16 protein-coding genes and 1 tRNA gene are annotated in these 15,834 nt (G+C 59.3%); 14 read left to right on the top strand and 3 right to left on the bottom strand.

Going from position 1 to position 15,834, the window contains the following annotated elements; genetic code table 11:
• Positions 1-276: 276 nt before the first annotated feature.
• Both HMPREF2808_RS13955 and HMPREF2808_RS05535 read right to left on the bottom strand, forming a co-directional pair.
• Entirely contained in the window at positions 277-435 is a 159-nt protein-coding gene (locus HMPREF2808_RS13955) for a hypothetical protein (RefSeq protein WP_158014593.1), read from the bottom strand.
• A 399-nt stretch (positions 436-834) separates the two neighbouring features.
• Positions 835-1,845, bottom strand: a complete 1,011-nt coding sequence (locus HMPREF2808_RS05535; RefSeq protein WP_198530986.1) for a helix-turn-helix transcriptional regulator — start codon at positions 1,843-1,845, stop codon at positions 835-837.
• A 73-nt stretch (positions 1,846-1,918) separates the two neighbouring features.
• On the opposite strand from HMPREF2808_RS05535, the gene HMPREF2808_RS05530 reads away from it, so the two are divergent.
• Positions 1,919-2,284, top strand: coding sequence for a VOC family protein (locus HMPREF2808_RS05530; protein WP_070524765.1), 366 nt, complete (start codon positions 1,919-1,921; stop codon positions 2,282-2,284).
• Between the two features lie 525 nt (positions 2,285-2,809).
• On the opposite strand, the gene HMPREF2808_RS05525 is transcribed toward HMPREF2808_RS05530, so the two are convergent.
• Positions 2,810-2,894: transfer RNA gene (locus HMPREF2808_RS05525), tRNA-Leu, on the bottom strand.
• Positions 2,895-3,084: 190 nt separating this feature from the next.
• On the opposite strand from HMPREF2808_RS05525, the gene HMPREF2808_RS05520 reads away from it, so the two are divergent.
• From HMPREF2808_RS05520 to HMPREF2808_RS05460, 13 genes are all read left to right on the top strand, one after another.
• Positions 3,085-3,909, top strand: a complete 825-nt coding sequence (locus HMPREF2808_RS05520; protein ID WP_070444456.1) for a DUF3662 and FHA domain-containing protein — start codon at positions 3,085-3,087, stop codon at positions 3,907-3,909.
• 45 nt (positions 3,910-3,954) lie between these two features.
• Entirely contained in the window at positions 3,955-4,407 is a 453-nt protein-coding gene (locus tag HMPREF2808_RS05515) for an FHA domain-containing protein FhaB/FipA (protein WP_070523232.1), read from the top strand.
• A complete protein-coding gene (locus HMPREF2808_RS05510; protein WP_070523235.1) occupies positions 4,404-5,738 on the top strand; it encodes a PP2C family protein-serine/threonine phosphatase in 1,335 nt (444 codons plus the stop codon). Before HMPREF2808_RS05515 ends, HMPREF2808_RS05510 begins: the two co-directional genes overlap by 4 nt.
• Complete coding sequence (locus HMPREF2808_RS05505) at positions 5,739-7,091, top strand: FtsW/RodA/SpoVE family cell cycle protein (protein WP_070533538.1); 1,353 nt, start codon at positions 5,739-5,741, stop codon at positions 7,089-7,091.
• Positions 7,088-8,518, top strand: a complete 1,431-nt coding sequence (locus tag HMPREF2808_RS05500; protein ID WP_070533540.1) for a penicillin-binding transpeptidase domain-containing protein — start codon at positions 7,088-7,090, stop codon at positions 8,516-8,518. Before HMPREF2808_RS05505 ends, HMPREF2808_RS05500 begins: the two co-directional genes overlap by 4 nt.
• Positions 8,518-9,930, top strand: coding sequence for a serine/threonine-protein kinase (locus HMPREF2808_RS05495; RefSeq protein ID WP_070533542.1), 1,413 nt, complete (start codon positions 8,518-8,520; stop codon positions 9,928-9,930). The genes HMPREF2808_RS05500 and HMPREF2808_RS05495 overlap by 1 nt, the downstream gene beginning before the upstream one ends.
• Before the next feature lie 6 nt (positions 9,931-9,936).
• Positions 9,937-11,877, top strand: a complete 1,941-nt coding sequence (gene pknB, locus HMPREF2808_RS05490; protein ID WP_070533544.1) for a Stk1 family PASTA domain-containing Ser/Thr kinase — start codon at positions 9,937-9,939, stop codon at positions 11,875-11,877.
• A 68-nt stretch (positions 11,878-11,945) separates the two neighbouring features.
• Entirely contained in the window at positions 11,946-12,221 is a 276-nt protein-coding gene (gene crgA / locus HMPREF2808_RS05485) for a cell division protein CrgA (RefSeq protein ID WP_070533546.1), read from the top strand.
• A gap of 15 nt (positions 12,222-12,236) precedes the next feature.
• A complete protein-coding gene (locus HMPREF2808_RS05480) occupies positions 12,237-13,313 on the top strand; it encodes a sensor histidine kinase (RefSeq protein ID WP_070533547.1) in 1,077 nt (358 codons plus the stop codon).
• A 48-nt stretch (positions 13,314-13,361) separates the two neighbouring features.
• Positions 13,362-13,571 (top strand): hypothetical protein, encoded by a 210-nt coding sequence (locus HMPREF2808_RS05475; protein ID WP_070533549.1) that lies wholly within the window; start codon positions 13,362-13,364, stop codon positions 13,569-13,571.
• Positions 13,572-13,580: 9 nt separating this feature from the next.
• Positions 13,581-14,234, top strand: a complete 654-nt coding sequence (locus HMPREF2808_RS05470) for a response regulator transcription factor (protein WP_070523264.1) — start codon at positions 13,581-13,583, stop codon at positions 14,232-14,234.
• 109 nt (positions 14,235-14,343) lie between these two features.
• Positions 14,344-15,003: an ABC transporter ATP-binding protein gene (locus tag HMPREF2808_RS05465; RefSeq protein WP_070533753.1), complete on the top strand. Its 660-nt coding sequence runs from the start codon at positions 14,344-14,346 to the stop codon at positions 15,001-15,003.
• 2 nt (positions 15,004-15,005) lie between these two features.
• Positions 15,006-15,833 carry a hypothetical protein gene (locus HMPREF2808_RS05460; RefSeq protein ID WP_070533553.1) on the top strand — a complete coding sequence of 276 codons (828 nt, stop codon included), beginning with the start codon at positions 15,006-15,008 and terminating at the stop codon, positions 15,831-15,833.
• Position 15,834: the final 1 nt, after the last annotated feature.

The raw sequence follows: 15,834 nt of genomic DNA, 5'->3' as shown, positions 1-15,834 counted from the left end.
ACCGACTCGTCTCCGGCGCCGAGATCATCACATTGGAAGGACCAAACATGCGCCTGACCACCAACGCATAACAACCGACAAAGCCTGAGTGAGATACCGCTACCAGGTACTCACTCAGGCGCTACCAGATACTCACCACGCCGCTACCATTTCGGTCTTCTTAGCATTTTATCGCGCACGAGCGCTGGGAAACAGCAGCCACGACGCACCTTGTCGCTGTGGTCGTTTTGCTCATGCCAGCATTAATCCTCGGGGAAGTGAAGTGATACTGCGCTACTAACTGCGCCGTCTTAAACGAGGTCTGTGTTTTCCTGATCCCGTCGTGTGCCAAATATAGCCACCAGCGTTAACCGTGCCGAGCAACTTGTGGTTGTGGATACCGGCTAGCACCTTGGTGACAATGCGCTCAGTGGCCACAATCTGATAAGGGCGCATAATCCGCAACACTATGGCCGAAATATTTTGCGTACCTCAACCTCTAAGTCGTGCTCACCTGAATTCTCATGAGTGACATGTAAACCTGCTCTCACACCCTTGGTAGATCACACAGAATCGTCATGGTAAAGACCCTCAATGTGAAGTGGGAAGATTGTAGACCGGCTAAGATGCCCGCACTACGCTGCGGCTTCACCAGTGGTAAGAGGCCCTCGCCCGCCTTGAAGGCGCTCTGAACCTCCAAAGCCCTTACTCCACCACCCTGCGAGTGAAGCGAAAGCCATCGTTACTTACTTTTCTCCAATCATAAGATCCACGAGAGCTCCTAGATTGTTAGCGCACCTCTTACCGTTTTCAGCAGGCCTGTTACGACGGCATCCCAGTACCCATCTTCGGTTTCTACGATTCAGGATTTGTGGTCCCACTATGTCGTTTCGCAAGTTCATTAGCTAGATCAGCAGTGATTTTTACTGCTTCCGGGGGATCGGTGACCCAGATGTGGTCCCCAAACTGAAGCAATTGCCTTACCCCCTGAATATCCGCATATCCCACCACGATACGGACAAAGTTTTCGTCCACGGGTTCATAATGGATAAGCCGTGATCCCAAAATACGAGATGCCATATCAAGCCGAGTCGCTCGAAGAAGTGCGGTGATTCGAACTGGCATGTCTTCTTCTAATTGCTCAACGAGCTGCGCCCACACCCTTGCCAAACTTTGCCCTGGACGAAGCTGAGCAGCTTGACCTAAAACGCGAAAGGTTTCTAAACGCGAGACTGCCAACATCCTTGGTTCCCCATCGATATCAACGACCAAGTACCAACTTCTACCCTTGTGTACAAGCCCATAAGGATCAGCCACAGCACGTTGTTGCTTCTTGTCCCCGCTTCGGCGATAGGACACCTCAATTCGAGCTTCTTTCCGTACAGCCTCTAGCAACTCTTCTAAGTCGTTTTGGGTTTCATTGCTAAACCAGCCACTGGAATCAAGTAGGACCTTTTCTTCCAAATTATGAGTATCGGACGCTTTAGAGAATGAGACTGCGTTCATTTTCTTCTGCAGCAGGGCGATGTCTTGGCCAAACCCCAAGTGTGCGAGTGAATCTGCCCCGACGCCAAGAATCCTCATCAGCTGAATCTCAGTCGGATCCAATCGAGAAGCGTTCAATCGAGCGCGCCTATCGAGCACAATCCCACCATGCATACCTTGCTCCGTATAAACAGGTATTCCTGCGGCCGAGAGTGCATCAACGTCACGCAGTATTGTGCGCTGGGAAACCTCAAAATGCGAAGCCAGCTCGGCAGCCGTAGCACGGCCTCGGGTTTGCAATAGCAAGAGCATAGACAACAGGCGCGCCGATCTCATGCCGTAATTATCGCTGGAACCACAATATTTTCCGGAATATGACACTCCTTGTCAGGTTTGTTTGCTCGAATGCACTGCGTCCACGTAAACAACACCACTCACCGAAAGGAGAATGGCAATGCCAACCCCCAATCTTTTCCTAACCTATGTCTCCGATACAGAGATCTCGACTGCCTTCTACAGCGACTTATTCGATATGCAGCCATCGTTCATCAGTCCTCGATATGTAGCATTCGAAATTTCAAAGGATGTCCTGTTTGCTGTGTGGACCGGCCATAACACCCACATGGAGAAACAAACACCGCGAACGAGCGAAATAGGTTTGATGCTGGATGGACCGGCAAGCCGCATCGATGAGACATACCGTCTATGGAAATCAAAAGGAGTCCAAATTGTGCAGCCACCCTACGATGATGTCTTCGGCCGCACCTTCGTTGTTGCCGACCCTGATGGAAACCTTATCCGCGTCAGCCCAGTCGATTAACTCCTAGATCAGGATTCAACGACTAGGAAATCCTCCAACGCCCCGGGAACCACCTCAGTTGGAGGATTCCAAGTGCCCCTAAGTAGGATCTCAAGTCAAGGATGGTTTAGGCACACCAGCTTTCCCGTACAACGAACCCCTAAAACTGCTTGGCCTATGGGCGCAGCAGAGATCCACCGAAAGTAATGGCCCGGCCCCAAATCGAACTACGAGATCGAGATCATGCAATAAAACTATTATCCTCTCGACCCTGCCAACCAAACCTAAGCAAACATCAAGCCTCGGACTGACTGCCTACACAATAAACCGAAACTCAAAAGAAGGGTGTCAGATCAAGATGACTTGTTGACACCATCGAAAACAAAATTCGAAAGACGTGTCGACCGGCGCGGGCGGGATTTAGGATGTAAATCCCCACACTTGCAATCCTCGACCGCCAAAGTTCAGAAAAAGAAAGAAACCGGAGGTCACGAACCCTTTCGAGTTTGTTACCTCCGGTGTCGCAGTTTGTTCAACTGCTCAGCGTGCCCGGGGCGGGACTTGAACCCGCACGTCCTATAAGGACACTGGCACCTGAAGCCAGCGCGTCTGCCAATTCCGCCACCCGGGCAGGGTATTGATGTCTTGGCGACTAGCTAACTTTAGCACGCAGCCCCAGCGAATCTACAAATCCGCTGGCAAACCTGAACTTTCCAGGGAACTTTGCCGCGCGCGTCTACGTTAAGTCAAGGAAAGCACCCTATACTGATCGCTGCTATATCTCTCCCTGAAAACATCCCGAAAGGAGGACGGCCCTTCCAATGGCATTGCTAGATAAGCTCGCCAAGCTGGATTCTTCCCTGCAACGCGGACTGGACAACGGCATGGCCTTTGTCTTCGGCGGCAAGGTCGTCCCCGCTGAGATTGAGGAGCTTCTCAAGCAGGAGGCGCAGGACAATTTGTCCCGCGGTGATGATGGCAAGCTGTATAGCCCCAACGTCATGACCGTCGGCGTATCCTCCAAAGATATCGAGAACCTCTCCCAGGACCGGGGTGTTCCCAAGGATCTAGCTGATCAGCTCACCCGCTTCATCCGTAACAGTGGCTGGTCCCTCGCCGGGCCGGTCATCGTACGCATCGCGGAGGAGTCGGGACTGCGGACTGGGCAGTTGCGCGTGTCCTCCTTTTTGGATCACGAGCCCACCGAAGAAACCGGATTTGATGCGATTTTCCACCACGACCATGGTCAGGAGGACTCTATGACCCAGCCGCACAACGCCGATGAGGCCGCAACCACCGCCTTTATGGCGCCCACCCCGAACCAGCCGGCGCCGCAGGGCCCAGCGGTAACACTCATGCTGCAGGACGGCTCCTCCCGCGTCTACCACGTGCAGGAGGGCTCCAACATCCTGGGCCGCAGCAATGACGCGGACCTGCGCCTGCCCGATACCGGTGTATCCCGCCAGCACGCGGAGATCACCTGGAACGGCCAGGACGCCGTGCTGGTGGACCTGCAATCCACGAACGGCACCACCGTGAACGACACCCCGATTGAGAACTGGCTGCTTGCCGACGGCGACGTGATCACCCTCGGCCACTCCCACATCGAGGTGCGCATCACCGGCCTTGAGAACCAAGGCTACTAAGCCGCCTCAGCAACTTTTCCAGATTTTTTAGCGTAAGGACTTTCCATGGATTCGATCGTGCTGCTCTCGCTGCGCATCGGCCTGCTGGTGTTGCTGTGGCTGTTCATCTTGGCCGCACTCAACGCCATGCGTCGCGATGCCAATAAGGCCGCCGGCGTCTACCAGGCATCGGCCCCGGTGAAGGGGGCCCAGAGGCGTCGCGAAGCGCCGCGTGAGATCACCATCGTGGACGGGCCGCTGCGCGGTTCCCACATGGAGCTAGGCACTCTTGAGGACTGTACGATGGGCCGCGCACAGGACTGTGACTTTGTCACTGGTGATGATTTCTCCTCCGGTCACCACGCCCGTTTGTTCCGCCGGGGCAGCGAGTGGTTCGTGGAGGACCTCGAATCCCGCAACGGCACCTTCGTTGGTGGCGTTCGCATTGACCAGCCAGAACGAGTCGGAGTCGGCTCCGATATCAAACTTGGCCGAACGACCGTGAGGTTGATGGCATGACTTTAAGCCTGACTTTTACTGCAGTGACGGACCGCGGACTGGTCCGCGAAAACAACGAGGACTCCGCCCACGCGGGCCCGCACCTGCTGATGTTGGCCGACGGCATGGGAGGCCACGCAGCCGGCGAGGTTGCTTCCACCACCATGGTGGAGCACATGGCCTCCCTCGAGCGCGATCCAGGCGATAATGACATGCTGGCGCTCCTTGGGGCCGCAGCAGAGGACGCCAATGCGGCGATCCGCGAGCACGTGGACGAGCACCCGGAGACCGAGGGCATGGGCACCACGCTAACCGCCCTGCTCTTTAACGGATCCGAATTCGGCGTGTGCCACGTGGGTGATTCCCGCGGCTACCGGCTACGCGAGGGCAAGCTGACCCAGATCACCAAGGATGACACCTACGTGCAGTCCCTCGTCGATGAGGGCAAGCTCGATCCGGCAGATGTCTCCTCCCACCCGCAGAAGTCACTGATCCTCAAGGCCTATACCGGCCGGCCCGTGGAGCCGACGCTCTTTACGCTCGATGCTGAACCGGGCGACCGCCTCCTGCTGTGTTCGGACGGCCTGTCGGATCCGGTGACGGCCTCTACCATCGAGCAAGCTCTGAAGCAGGGCACGGTCGAAGAGGCCGCCACCACCCTGCGGGATCTAGCGCTGCGCTCCGGCGGCCCGGACAACGTCACCATCGTGGTGGCGGAGGTCGTGGACGGTGAGGGCGATGACGTAGCCCCAATCACCGTCGGTGCCGTCCAAGGCGTCGTCCCGGAACCAACGCACCCCGATTCTTCCGCGAGCCGCGCCGCGAAGCTAATCTCGCCCCCAAAAGCGCAGGCCGCTGAGGAGAAGCCCCAGGACGAACCACAGCGGCGGCCACAGCGAAGCCGGATTGGGTGGAAGGTCATTGCGTGCCTTGCCATCATCATCGTGCTGGTCATCAGCGGCGGCCTCTGGATGAAAAGTTACCTGGGCAGCAACTACTACGTGACCGCCGATGAAGAAGGCGTCCTCACCATCCAAGAAGGCGCGGACTATGAGATCTTCGGCCGCCCGCTACACCACACGTATCAGAATGCGTGCCTAAACAAGGACAATGCGCTCAAGCTGGGGCACGGCGCCTGCGACGGTGATTTCGCACCGTTCGCGCTGAAGGATTTGCCCGAATCCGAACGCGCTGCCGTGGGCAACCTGCCCTCCGGCTCCTATGACGAGGTGCAAACACAGCTTTCGCAGCTCTCGGACAAGGCGCTCAAGCCCTGCCCGAAGGCGTCGAAGGACGAGAAAAACAAAGATGCCAAGAGCGAATCCAAAGGAAACTGCCGGGAGGTGAAGTAGATGAGTAAGTTCTTTTCCCGCGGCACCGAGTTCGGCCTGCTCGTGCTCGCCACCGTGGTCTTCGCCATCACCCTGGTCAGCCTCGAGTTGTCGCAGGGCAACGTGCTGACCCTCGATGTCCTCTACCTCATCGGTGGATTCATCGGCGTCTTCGCCGTCGCTCACTTGGTGCTCTGCTTCCTCGCGCCCTACGCGGATCAGCTCATGCTTCCCATCGTCGCGGTGCTCAACGGCACCGGGCTCATTCTGTTGAAGCGCCTCGACCTGGCGAATGGCGGCGGGCTGGCGGTGCGACAGGTGATGTGGACCATCGTCGGCCTCATCCTCTTCGCGCTGGTGCTCATTCTCCTACGCGATCACCGCTCACTGACCAGGTACTCCTATATCTTGGGCGCGCTCGGCCTGATCCTTCTCGCCTTGCCCCTCGTGTGGCCGCAACCGCCGGGCGTGGACGCTCGCATCTGGCTGTGGCTGGGGCCATTTTCTATCCAGCCGGGCGAGTTCTCCAAGATCTTGCTGATCCTGTTCTTCGCCATGCTGCTTACCCAGAAGCGCTCGCTGTTCACGGTGGCCGGCTACAAGTTCCTCGGCATTTCTCTGCCACGCCTGCGAGATCTGGCTCCCATCCTGGTGATCTGGGGCATCGCGATTATCATCATGGGCATTTCCAATGACTTCGGTCCCGCCCTGCTGCTGTTTAGCACCGTGCTCGGCATGCTCTTTATGGCTACCAACCGCGTGAGCTGGTTGCTCATCGGCGTCATCCTCGTGGGGGTCGGTGGCTTCAGCATCTACCAGGTTTCGGACAAGATCCAGCAGCGCTTCTCCAACTTCTTGGATCCGTTGGGCAATTATGACTCCACCGGCTACCAGCTTTCCCAAGCTCTGTTCGGTATGTCCTCCGGCGGCATTACCGGATCCGGCTTGGGCCAGGGCCACCCGGACATGGTTCCGGTAGCGCACTCGGACTTCATCCTGGCCGGGATTGGTGAGGAATTCGGCCTCATCGGCCTCGCCGCCGTGCTCATTCTCTTTGCCATGCTGGTCTCGCGCGGATTCCGTACCGCGCTGACCTGCCGCGATACCTATGGCAAACTGGTCGCCTCTGGCCTCGCGCTCACCTTGGCCGTGCAAGTCTTCGTCGTCACCGGCGGCATCTCCGCGCTGCTGCCCATGACTGGTCTGACCACGCCTTTCATGTCCGCGGGTGGTTCTTCGCTCATGGCCAATTACATGCTGCTGGCCATCCTTCTGAGAATCTCCAATGCGGCGCGCCGCCCGGCGCGCGAGCAGACCTCGAACGCGCCCACTGACACGTCCCTATTCCCAGCCGTCCAGGAGGCAAGCCGATGAACAGATCGATCCGCCTCGTTTCCCTCTTTGCCCTCATCCTTACCGCCGTGCTCCTGGTGAACCTCACCGTGATCCAGGCGTTCTCCGACGACAAATACGCCCATAACCCCAAGAACGTTCGCGGTTTCTTGGAGATGCGCACGACCCCGCGCGGCCAGATTTTCGCTGGCGACACGGTTTTAGCGCAGTCCACTGCCGACGCCGAGGGAAACTACTCCCGCTCCTACCCTGCCGATTCCCCCGCCTTCGCCAACATCACCGGCTACCTTTCGGAGCGCTTCGGCGCCTCCCAGCTGGAGGCATCCCAGAATGACATCCTCAACGGCAAGGATGATTCGCTGCTGGCGCGCAATTGGCTCGACACGCTCTCCGGAAAACCCCAGATGGGAGCGAACGTCGAGGTCACCATCGATCCCGCACTGCAGCAAGCCGCCTACGACCAGCTAGCCGGGCCCGGCTATAACGGCGCAGCCGTGGCCATCCAGCCCTCGACGGGCAAGATTCTGGCCATGGCCTCCACCCCTAGTTTCAACGTCTCCGACCTGCTCGGTGACAACGCCAGCGAACGGTGGGAACAGTTGCAGAATCAAGAAGGCACGCCGCTGGTTAACCACGCTGCGCAGGACACCCTGCCCCCGGGCTCGATTTTTAAGATCATCACCACCGCCGCCGGCCTCAATAACGGTTTCAACCCGAACTCCACGTTGACCGGCGCCGCCTCCATCACGCTGCCCGATTCCGTCACGGAGCTGACCAACGACGGCAACCGAGCCTGCGGCGGCGCAGAGAGCGTCACCCTACATACGGCCTTCGCGCTGTCCTGCAACACGGCTTTTGCGCAGATGTCAGAGAGCATCGGCGCCGATGAGTTGCGCAAGTATGCGGAGGGCTTCGGCGTGGGTGAGAAGTACTCGCTCGGTGTGGAGACTTCCGCTGGTGCGCTGGGCGAGCTTGGCGACGGCGCCCAAGTCGCCCAATCCTCCATCGGCCAGCGCGACGTGACCATGTCCGCCCTGCAGGCGGCTATCATGGCCGGGACCATCGCTAACCAGGGCAAGCGCATGGAGCCTTACCTGATCAACCGCATCACCGATGCCCAGATGAATGAGCTGCGCTCCACCCAGCCACGCCAGGCTGCCGAAGCCGTCAGCGAAGAGACGGCCAACACCATCAAGGACCTCATGTTTGCCTCCGAGCACAGCACCTATGGCTATGACGGGAACGGTTTCGCCTCGAAAACCGGTACCGCCGAGCACGGCGAGGGCCTTGCCCCGCACGCGTGGTACGTGGCTTTCGATCCGGACAAGGACATCGCGGTAGGCGTCGTGGTCAAGGACGGCGGGCACCTAGGCCAGAATGCCTACGGCGGCCAAGTCTCCGCGCCCATCGGCCGCGCCATCCTGCGCGCATACGGAGGTGAGCAGTAGTGAACAGCGCTGATAATAAGGAACACCTACAAGCACTCATCGGCGAGGACTACCAGCTGCAGTGGATAGTCGGCCACGGCGGCATGTCCACGGTGTGGCTGGCGGACGACGTCCGCAATGACCGCGAGGTCGCCCTCAAGGTCCTGCGCCCAGAGTTCTCCGATAACAACGAGTTCCTCTCGCGCTTCCGCAACGAGGCCAAGGCCGCAGAATCCATCGATTCCGAAAACGTCGTAGCTACGTACGACTACCGGGAGCTCGAGGATAACGGCCGCATCTTCTGCTACATGGCCTTGGAGTACATTCGCGGAGAATCCCTGGCGGATCTCTTAGCCCGCGAAGGCGCACTGCCGGAAACGCTGGCCCTCGACGTCATGGAGCAGGCCTCCCACGGCCTCTCCGTGATCCACCACATGGGCCTCGTGCACCGCGATATCAAGCCCGGCAACCTCATGATTACCCAAAATGGGCAAGTCAAGATCACCGATTTTGGTATCGCCAAGGCCGCCGCCGCGGTGCCGCTGACCCGCACGGGAATGGTCGTCGGCACCGCCCAATACGTCTCCCCCGAGCAAGCCCAGGGATATGAAGTCGGCCCGACCTCTGACGTCTATTCGCTCGGCGTCGTGGGCTATGAAATGCTGGCTGGTAAGCGCCCCTTCAGCGGCGATTCCTCGGTATCGGTGGCGCTGGCGCACATCAGTCAGGCGCCGGAGCCCTTGTCGACGTCGATTAGCGCGCCCACCCGTGAACTGATCGGCATGGCCCTGCGCAAGGACCCGGGCACCCGCTTCGCCGACGGCAACGAGTTCACCAACGCGATTGCTGCCGTGCGCCAAGGCCAGCGCCCGCCTCAGCCGAAGTCCGCGGCGCTCGCGCCTATCGCAGCCGAACCCTCGCCTTCCGCCTCCACGGAGATGCTGGCCAACATGGCGCACCCCACCACGGTGCGTCCGGCCGTTTCCACACCGCAGTCTGAAGAGCGCCCTGCCAAGCAGGGGGGCTTCGGCACTGGGCTGCTCATCGCCGTGGCCATCGCCGCCCTCGTGGCTATTGGCTTCATGGCCTATAGGCTGTGGGGTAACACCTCTCCAACTCCGCCGCCTCCGCCCACCGAGGTCATCGTGACCGAAACGGTAGAGCCAGAGACGACGGTGGAAGAGGAACCGGAAAGCCCCGAGACCGTCGAGATCACCACCGTGGAAGAGGAACCTACTCAAGTCACCGTCACAACGACGCACTCTGTCATCCCTTCCCCTTCCGTGACCACACACCACACGACCCATGAGGAACTGCCCACCCTCCCCGTGGAGGAGACGCAGCCACAGGTCAATGACAGCCCAACGCTCGAGCCCGAACTAGACTCACAGAACAACCCCACCGAAGAATCCGCACTACAGGGAGGCCAGTAACCCACCATGGTCAGTGATCGGTACCACCTCCGCCAGTCCATCGGCACCGGCGGTATGTCCGAGGTCTACGAGGCCGAGGACACCGTCTTGGGGCGCACCGTTGCCATCAAGATGCTGCGCCCCGACATGGCGCGCGATGTTAATTTCCGTGAGCGCTTCCGCCGCGAGGCCCAGAACTCCGGCAAGCTCAACCACCCGAACATCGTCGCTGTCTTCGACACGGGTGAAAAAGACATCGACGGCCTGATGGTGCCCTACATCGTCATGGAATACGTGCAGGGGCGCACCCTGCGCGACATTGTCCGTGAGGATGGCCCCATGCCGGTGGAAGAAGCCGCGCGCGTGCTGAAGCCGGTAGCGGATGCCCTTCAGTCTTCCCACGAGGCAGGCATCATCCACCGCGACATCAAGCCGGCCAACATCATGCTCACCAACACCGGCCAGGTGAAGGTCATGGACTTCGGCATCGCCCGCGCGCTGGATGATTCCACGTCCGCGATGACGCAGACCTCCGCCGTCATCGGCACCGCGCAGTATCTTTCCCCGGAACAAGCGCGGGGCAAGCCTGCCGACGCCCGCTCCGACGTCTACGCCCTGGGCTGCGTCATGTATGAAACGGTCACCGGGCGCACTCCCTTTGAAGGTGAGACACCGTTTGCGGTGGCCTATCAGCACGTGCAAGAGGAACCAACACCGCCGTCGGACTTCATCACTGCGGACCTCACGGAACGGCAGCGACTCGGCGTTGACGCCGTTGTGCTCACGGCGATGGCCAAGCACCCAGCGGACCGCTACCAGTCCGCGTGGGAGATGGGCGATGACCTCGAACGCTTATCCCAGGGCCAGCTGCCCGAAGCGGCGCGCTCTCACGTCAACGACGAGGATCACCCCACCACGATGGTGGCACCCGTGTCCGCGCAACACCGCGCGCCGGTGGCCTCCACCCGCCCCTCCGACGATGAGGAATCTGGATCCGGTCTCAAGTGGCTGGCGGCGTTGCTCGCCGCCTCCCTCGTGGCCATCATTGGCTATTTTGCCTGGGATTTCTGGGACAGCTCCCGCCAGGAGGCCCGCGAGCGCGAACAGGCGCAGCACGAGGCGGCCAAACGCTCTGGCATGGTCACGATCCCGAAGGTGGCCAACCGCCCACGCAATGAAGTGGTGGCGGAGCTGGAGAAGCTTGGCTTGTTGGTAACCGTCAACGAAGAGCCCAGCCCCGATGTGCCGCGTGGCAAGGTTATCCGGGTCAACCCGGCGGAAGGTTCGGAGCTGCAGAAGAATTCGTCAGTCACGTTGACTGTGTCTTCCGGCAAGGAAGTCACCGAGGTCCCAGACCTCACCGGCATGAAGCTGGATGAAGCCACCACTGCGCTGGAGGAAGCCGGCCTGGAGCTGAATAGCGACGTGGAGCAGGTGAATGATGAAGCCCCCGCGGGCGAGATCATTTCCCAGAACCCAGCGGGCGGCGCGCAGCTGTCCAAGGGTTCGAAGGTCCGCATAACGGTGTCCAAGGGCCAGAAGGAAGTCAGCGTTCCGGACGTCAGCGGCATGGACCGCGATCGCGCGGTTGAGATGCTGTCCTCCATGGACTTTGATGTCACCGTGAATTCGGTGGATTCTGAGCTGCCGGAAAACCAGGTGCTCAAGGTCGTCGAGAAGGGCCAAAAGCTTCCGAAGGGCAGCCCTGTTACGCTGGAGGTCTCTAACGCGATGCTCATCCAGGCACCGGAGCTTGTGCACTCCACGCAGCAGGAAGCTGAATCCGCGCTGCGCGCCAAGGGCTGGTCCGGCTCCTTGGAGGTAGGCGAGCGCATCCCGACGTCGAACCCGATCGACAGCAACAAGATTGGGTGGGCGTCGGCAAGCCGCGGCGATGTCATCCGCAAGGATCAGACCATCCAGGTCCGTTTCTGGGAGTTTGACCCGGCAGCGTTGCTGCCGCAGTAGCTCTCAGTACCGCAGCTGCTAAGGTATCCCACAGATTAACCACCCCTATTCTTCGTGAAGGTGTAATAATGCCAAAGTCCAAGATCACGACGGAGGGCTCCGCACTCCCGCAGTCCTCCAGCTCTGCTACTAACCGCACCCCGGTCAAGATCAACTCTGAGGGCACCCCGAAGTGGTACATCGCCATCATGCTGGGCCTCATGCTCATCGGCCTGCTCTGGCTCGTGGTGAACTACCTGGCGGGCGAGTCCATTCCGTTCATGCAGGCACTGGGGCCGTGGAACTACGGCATCGGCTTCGGCTTGGCCATCATCGGTCTCCTGATGACGATGGGTTGGCGTTAGCTTTCAGCGCCGCCGATGAACTCCTCGAAATTCTATAGCATCGCCGGCGTCGGCTGCATCATTTTGGTGATGCTCACCGTCACGGTGGATAAAAACTTCCTCACCCCCGGCGCACTCGTCCTCGCTGGCCTCGGCGTCACCCTGACGCCGCTGGCCGTCCGCTACCCACGCGTGGCGGCCTGCGGGTACGGTGCGCTTTTTGCGCTGGCGATGTGGTTTTCCGATTGGCGGTCATTCCTGCTCCTGGCGTGGAGCCCCGTCATCGTCGGCATCGTGGCGTTTCGCACGCGCTGGCTGTGGGCGGTTCCCCCAGCGGTGGCGTACACCTACATCGTCACGACGGATCCTTCGATAAACTATCTGCCTGTTTTCGATCCGTTAAGCCTGTCGATACCGCTCGTCTTGTATGCGGTGGCCATCGTCATTGGGGCCGTACTGCGCAGGACCTGGGACCAGCGTCTTGCCGCTGAGCAACGCGCCGCAGAAGAGCGCGAGGCGCTTATGACAGCCCTCCATGATTCGGTAGCCGCGACCTTAACCTCCGTGGTTATGCGTTCTGAGACCCTAGCGCTGACCCAAACGGATCCCTCAGCGGCCGACTCCGCAGAGGCAATTGCTGACGACGCCCGCCGCGCCATGGGCGAGGTGCGCGATCTATTGCGCGTGATGAAGAACGAAAGCGTGACGAAGGGGGTCAAGTCCTTGGAGGAAGACCTCGACACTATGGTCAGCTTCCTGAGCAGTCATGGTTTTCAGTGCGAACCGCAGATAACAGTGGGCAAGAATGGCCAGCTTGCACTGCCGGAAAAGCTATCGCTCGTGTTCTCTGAGCTCGCCATCAACATCCTCAAGTACGCTCGCCCTGAATCCCGTGTAAGCATCGAGGCAACAAGCACCTCCAAGACCATCGACGTGGTGATCACTTCCGTGATTGCGGCTCAGCAATCACGCCAATACATGACGACGAATCTGGGCTTGGGTGAAATCGCCCGCCGCGTTCGTCGAATGCACGGCAGCTTCGGCAGCGGCAAAGAAGGCGAGCACTGGGTCACACGCCTTTCTCTTCCCACCGCCAGCCTCAGAAAAATATAGTAAGCTTTCCCGGTAGTCCGCCGTTTCTTAAATTTAAAAAGGTTTGACATGCGTACTTCCCTCGCCGTTGCCGCCGCAGCACTCGCGCTGTTTTCCGCACCAATCGCCAGCGCCGCTGAGGCTCCTGCTGACACCACCGTTGACACCGCTACTGAGAACACTGAGTCCACCGGATTCACCTTCTACAAGTCTTTCGCGGGCGAATTCGCTGACCACTTCCGTTGCTCCAACAGCCCCCAGCTCTGGTGGTGCGGCTAAACTGTTCCCATGAGCATTCGGGTTTTCCTCGTTGATGATGATGAGCTCGTTCGCTCGACGCTCCGCGTCTACTTCCAGACCACCGAGGACATCACGGTGGTCGGTGAGGCAACTAACGGCGCCGATTGCTTAGCCCAGCTTGAAGAAGCCAAGCCGGACCTCGTCCTCGCCGATATTCACATGCCGCACATGGACGGCATTACGCTGCTCAAGCACCTTAACTCCGCGCCAAATCCACCGACGTTTTTGGCCGTCACCGCCTTCGACTCGGATGACACGATGCTGAAGATCCTGCGGGCGGGCGGCGCGGGCTATATCTTGAAGAACCAGCGCCCGCGCTCCATCATCGAAGCGGTCCGCGCCGCCGTGGAGGGCGGCACCGTCGTGGCACCCGCCGCCATGCACCGTTTGGTGGACTACATTGGGGAACCCGCCACCCCACGCGATCCCGTCGCCGCCGCCATTGAGAGCCACGAGCTTCACGACGCCGAAATTGCCGTCCTCAAACTCCTCCTCGCCGGCAACTCCAATTCTGAGATCGCTGCCGCCACCCACTATTCCGAATCCGCCGTGAAGAAGCATGTCTCACGCCTCATCACCATCTTCGGCGCCAGCACGCGCCTGAACCTGGTGGCCAAGATTCTGGGCGGCGCTGGCTCTTAGGCCCGACTCAACTCTGCTCGATTAACGGGCTTCTCCCCCAAATGGCGGAGGCAAAAGATTGCCTGCTTAGGCGATGTTTCTCATGCCCCTGATCAATATCGTCAGAGGTATGAACACCGTATTCACTGCTCGAGACATCACCGTCTCCTTCGCCGGACATGAGGTTGTCCACGGCGCGAACCTCACGGCATCGCCCGGACGGATCATCGCTTTGCTTGGTCCAAACGGCGCCGGCAAATCCACCACGCTCCGGGCTGCCCTCGGCTTGGTGAAAGCCACCGGAACGAAGCACATCAATGGCACCATCGGGCTGCTCCTCGACGATGGCGGCCTCGTTACCAGTCTCACTGGGCGTCAGCATCTTCAAGCAATGGCGAGGCTATATGGCGTCGATAAGTATCGAGTGCAAGAGGTTTTAGAGCTTGTCGATATGTCGCACCGCTGCGACCGGCAGCTCAAAACTTACTCGTTAGGCATGAAACGGCGTATAGCGCTAGCGGGAGCTCTGTTACAAGATCCCGACATCATCATCTTGGACGAACCGTCCTCTGGTCTTGATCCTGACGGCATTCGTTGGCTGGGCGAAGTCTTGTGTGCGGAAGCTTCCCGTGGGAAGGCAATTATCATGGCAACCCATCATCTGGCTGAAGCGGCCGCAATCGCCCACGACGTAGTCATCATTTCTCGTGGTCACACCACATTCACAGGCGTTCTCAGTGAAATCCCTGACCTTGAAGCCACCTACTTCGCCCACGCTACGAAAGGCTAGACATGAAATCCGAGTTTTATACCCTTCGCCACCTCCCGAACGTGCTGATCGTCGCCATACTCGCAGTTATGATGGCGGGCATCAGCGCTGTCCTGCAGTGGGCACTTCCGTTCCTTTTGAAAATTGACCCGCCACAAGTCGGTGACAGTCCAACAGGCCAACAAGTACAGGCGCTTATCGACGGCTCCGACCCCACGACGTCCAGTTTCCAATTGGCCGCCCTCGATATCACAGGTTCTGGCCAGTCCACAGGCATTTCAATCTTCCTCATCGCCATTGTTGCACTCACAATCACTGCAGCTAGCTACCCATTTTCCAGTGGTGCAGTGGTGTGGAAGGTGGTTGGCGCTGGTTCGCGTATGAAATGGGTGCGTTCTTTGATCGCGGCTGTACTTATTACCGTCCTCCTAGTATGCGTGGCAGCGTGCGTTCTTAACTCACTGATCGCACTAGTTGCGGCTCCGATGAATGATGTTTCTCTGGTTGCTTCTGCTTCTAATGTCGCTGTCGTGTGGCTGCGAGGCAGCTTGGCCGTGCTACTACTGACCCTCGCGATCATCGGTGTCGTATTAGCCATACGGAGGATCGGTCCAGCCATCGGCGTTATTGTCGCAGTGTTGATGGCAGGAGTGATCTTAGGAACTATCGGCGTCATGGCCGGGTGGGAACCGTATCTTTACAGTTGGCTTCCTTCTTCTGCTGTGTCAATTGCTGGTGGACAGGGGGCAACGCAGACTATGAATCCATGGGTAGGTATTGCTGTACTTGCCGGCTGGTCGGTTGTGAGCATGGGACTTGGGCTCACCCGCTTTTACAGGGCAAATCTTTAAC

Source organism: Corynebacterium sp. HMSC078A10 (assembly GCF_001811565.1).
In the GTDB taxonomy this organism is placed as follows: Bacteria; Actinomycetota; Actinomycetes; order Mycobacteriales; family Mycobacteriaceae; genus Corynebacterium; species Corynebacterium hesseae.
Note: the sequence above shows the minus strand (reverse complement) of the source record. Positions and strands in the feature narration are given on the sequence as shown.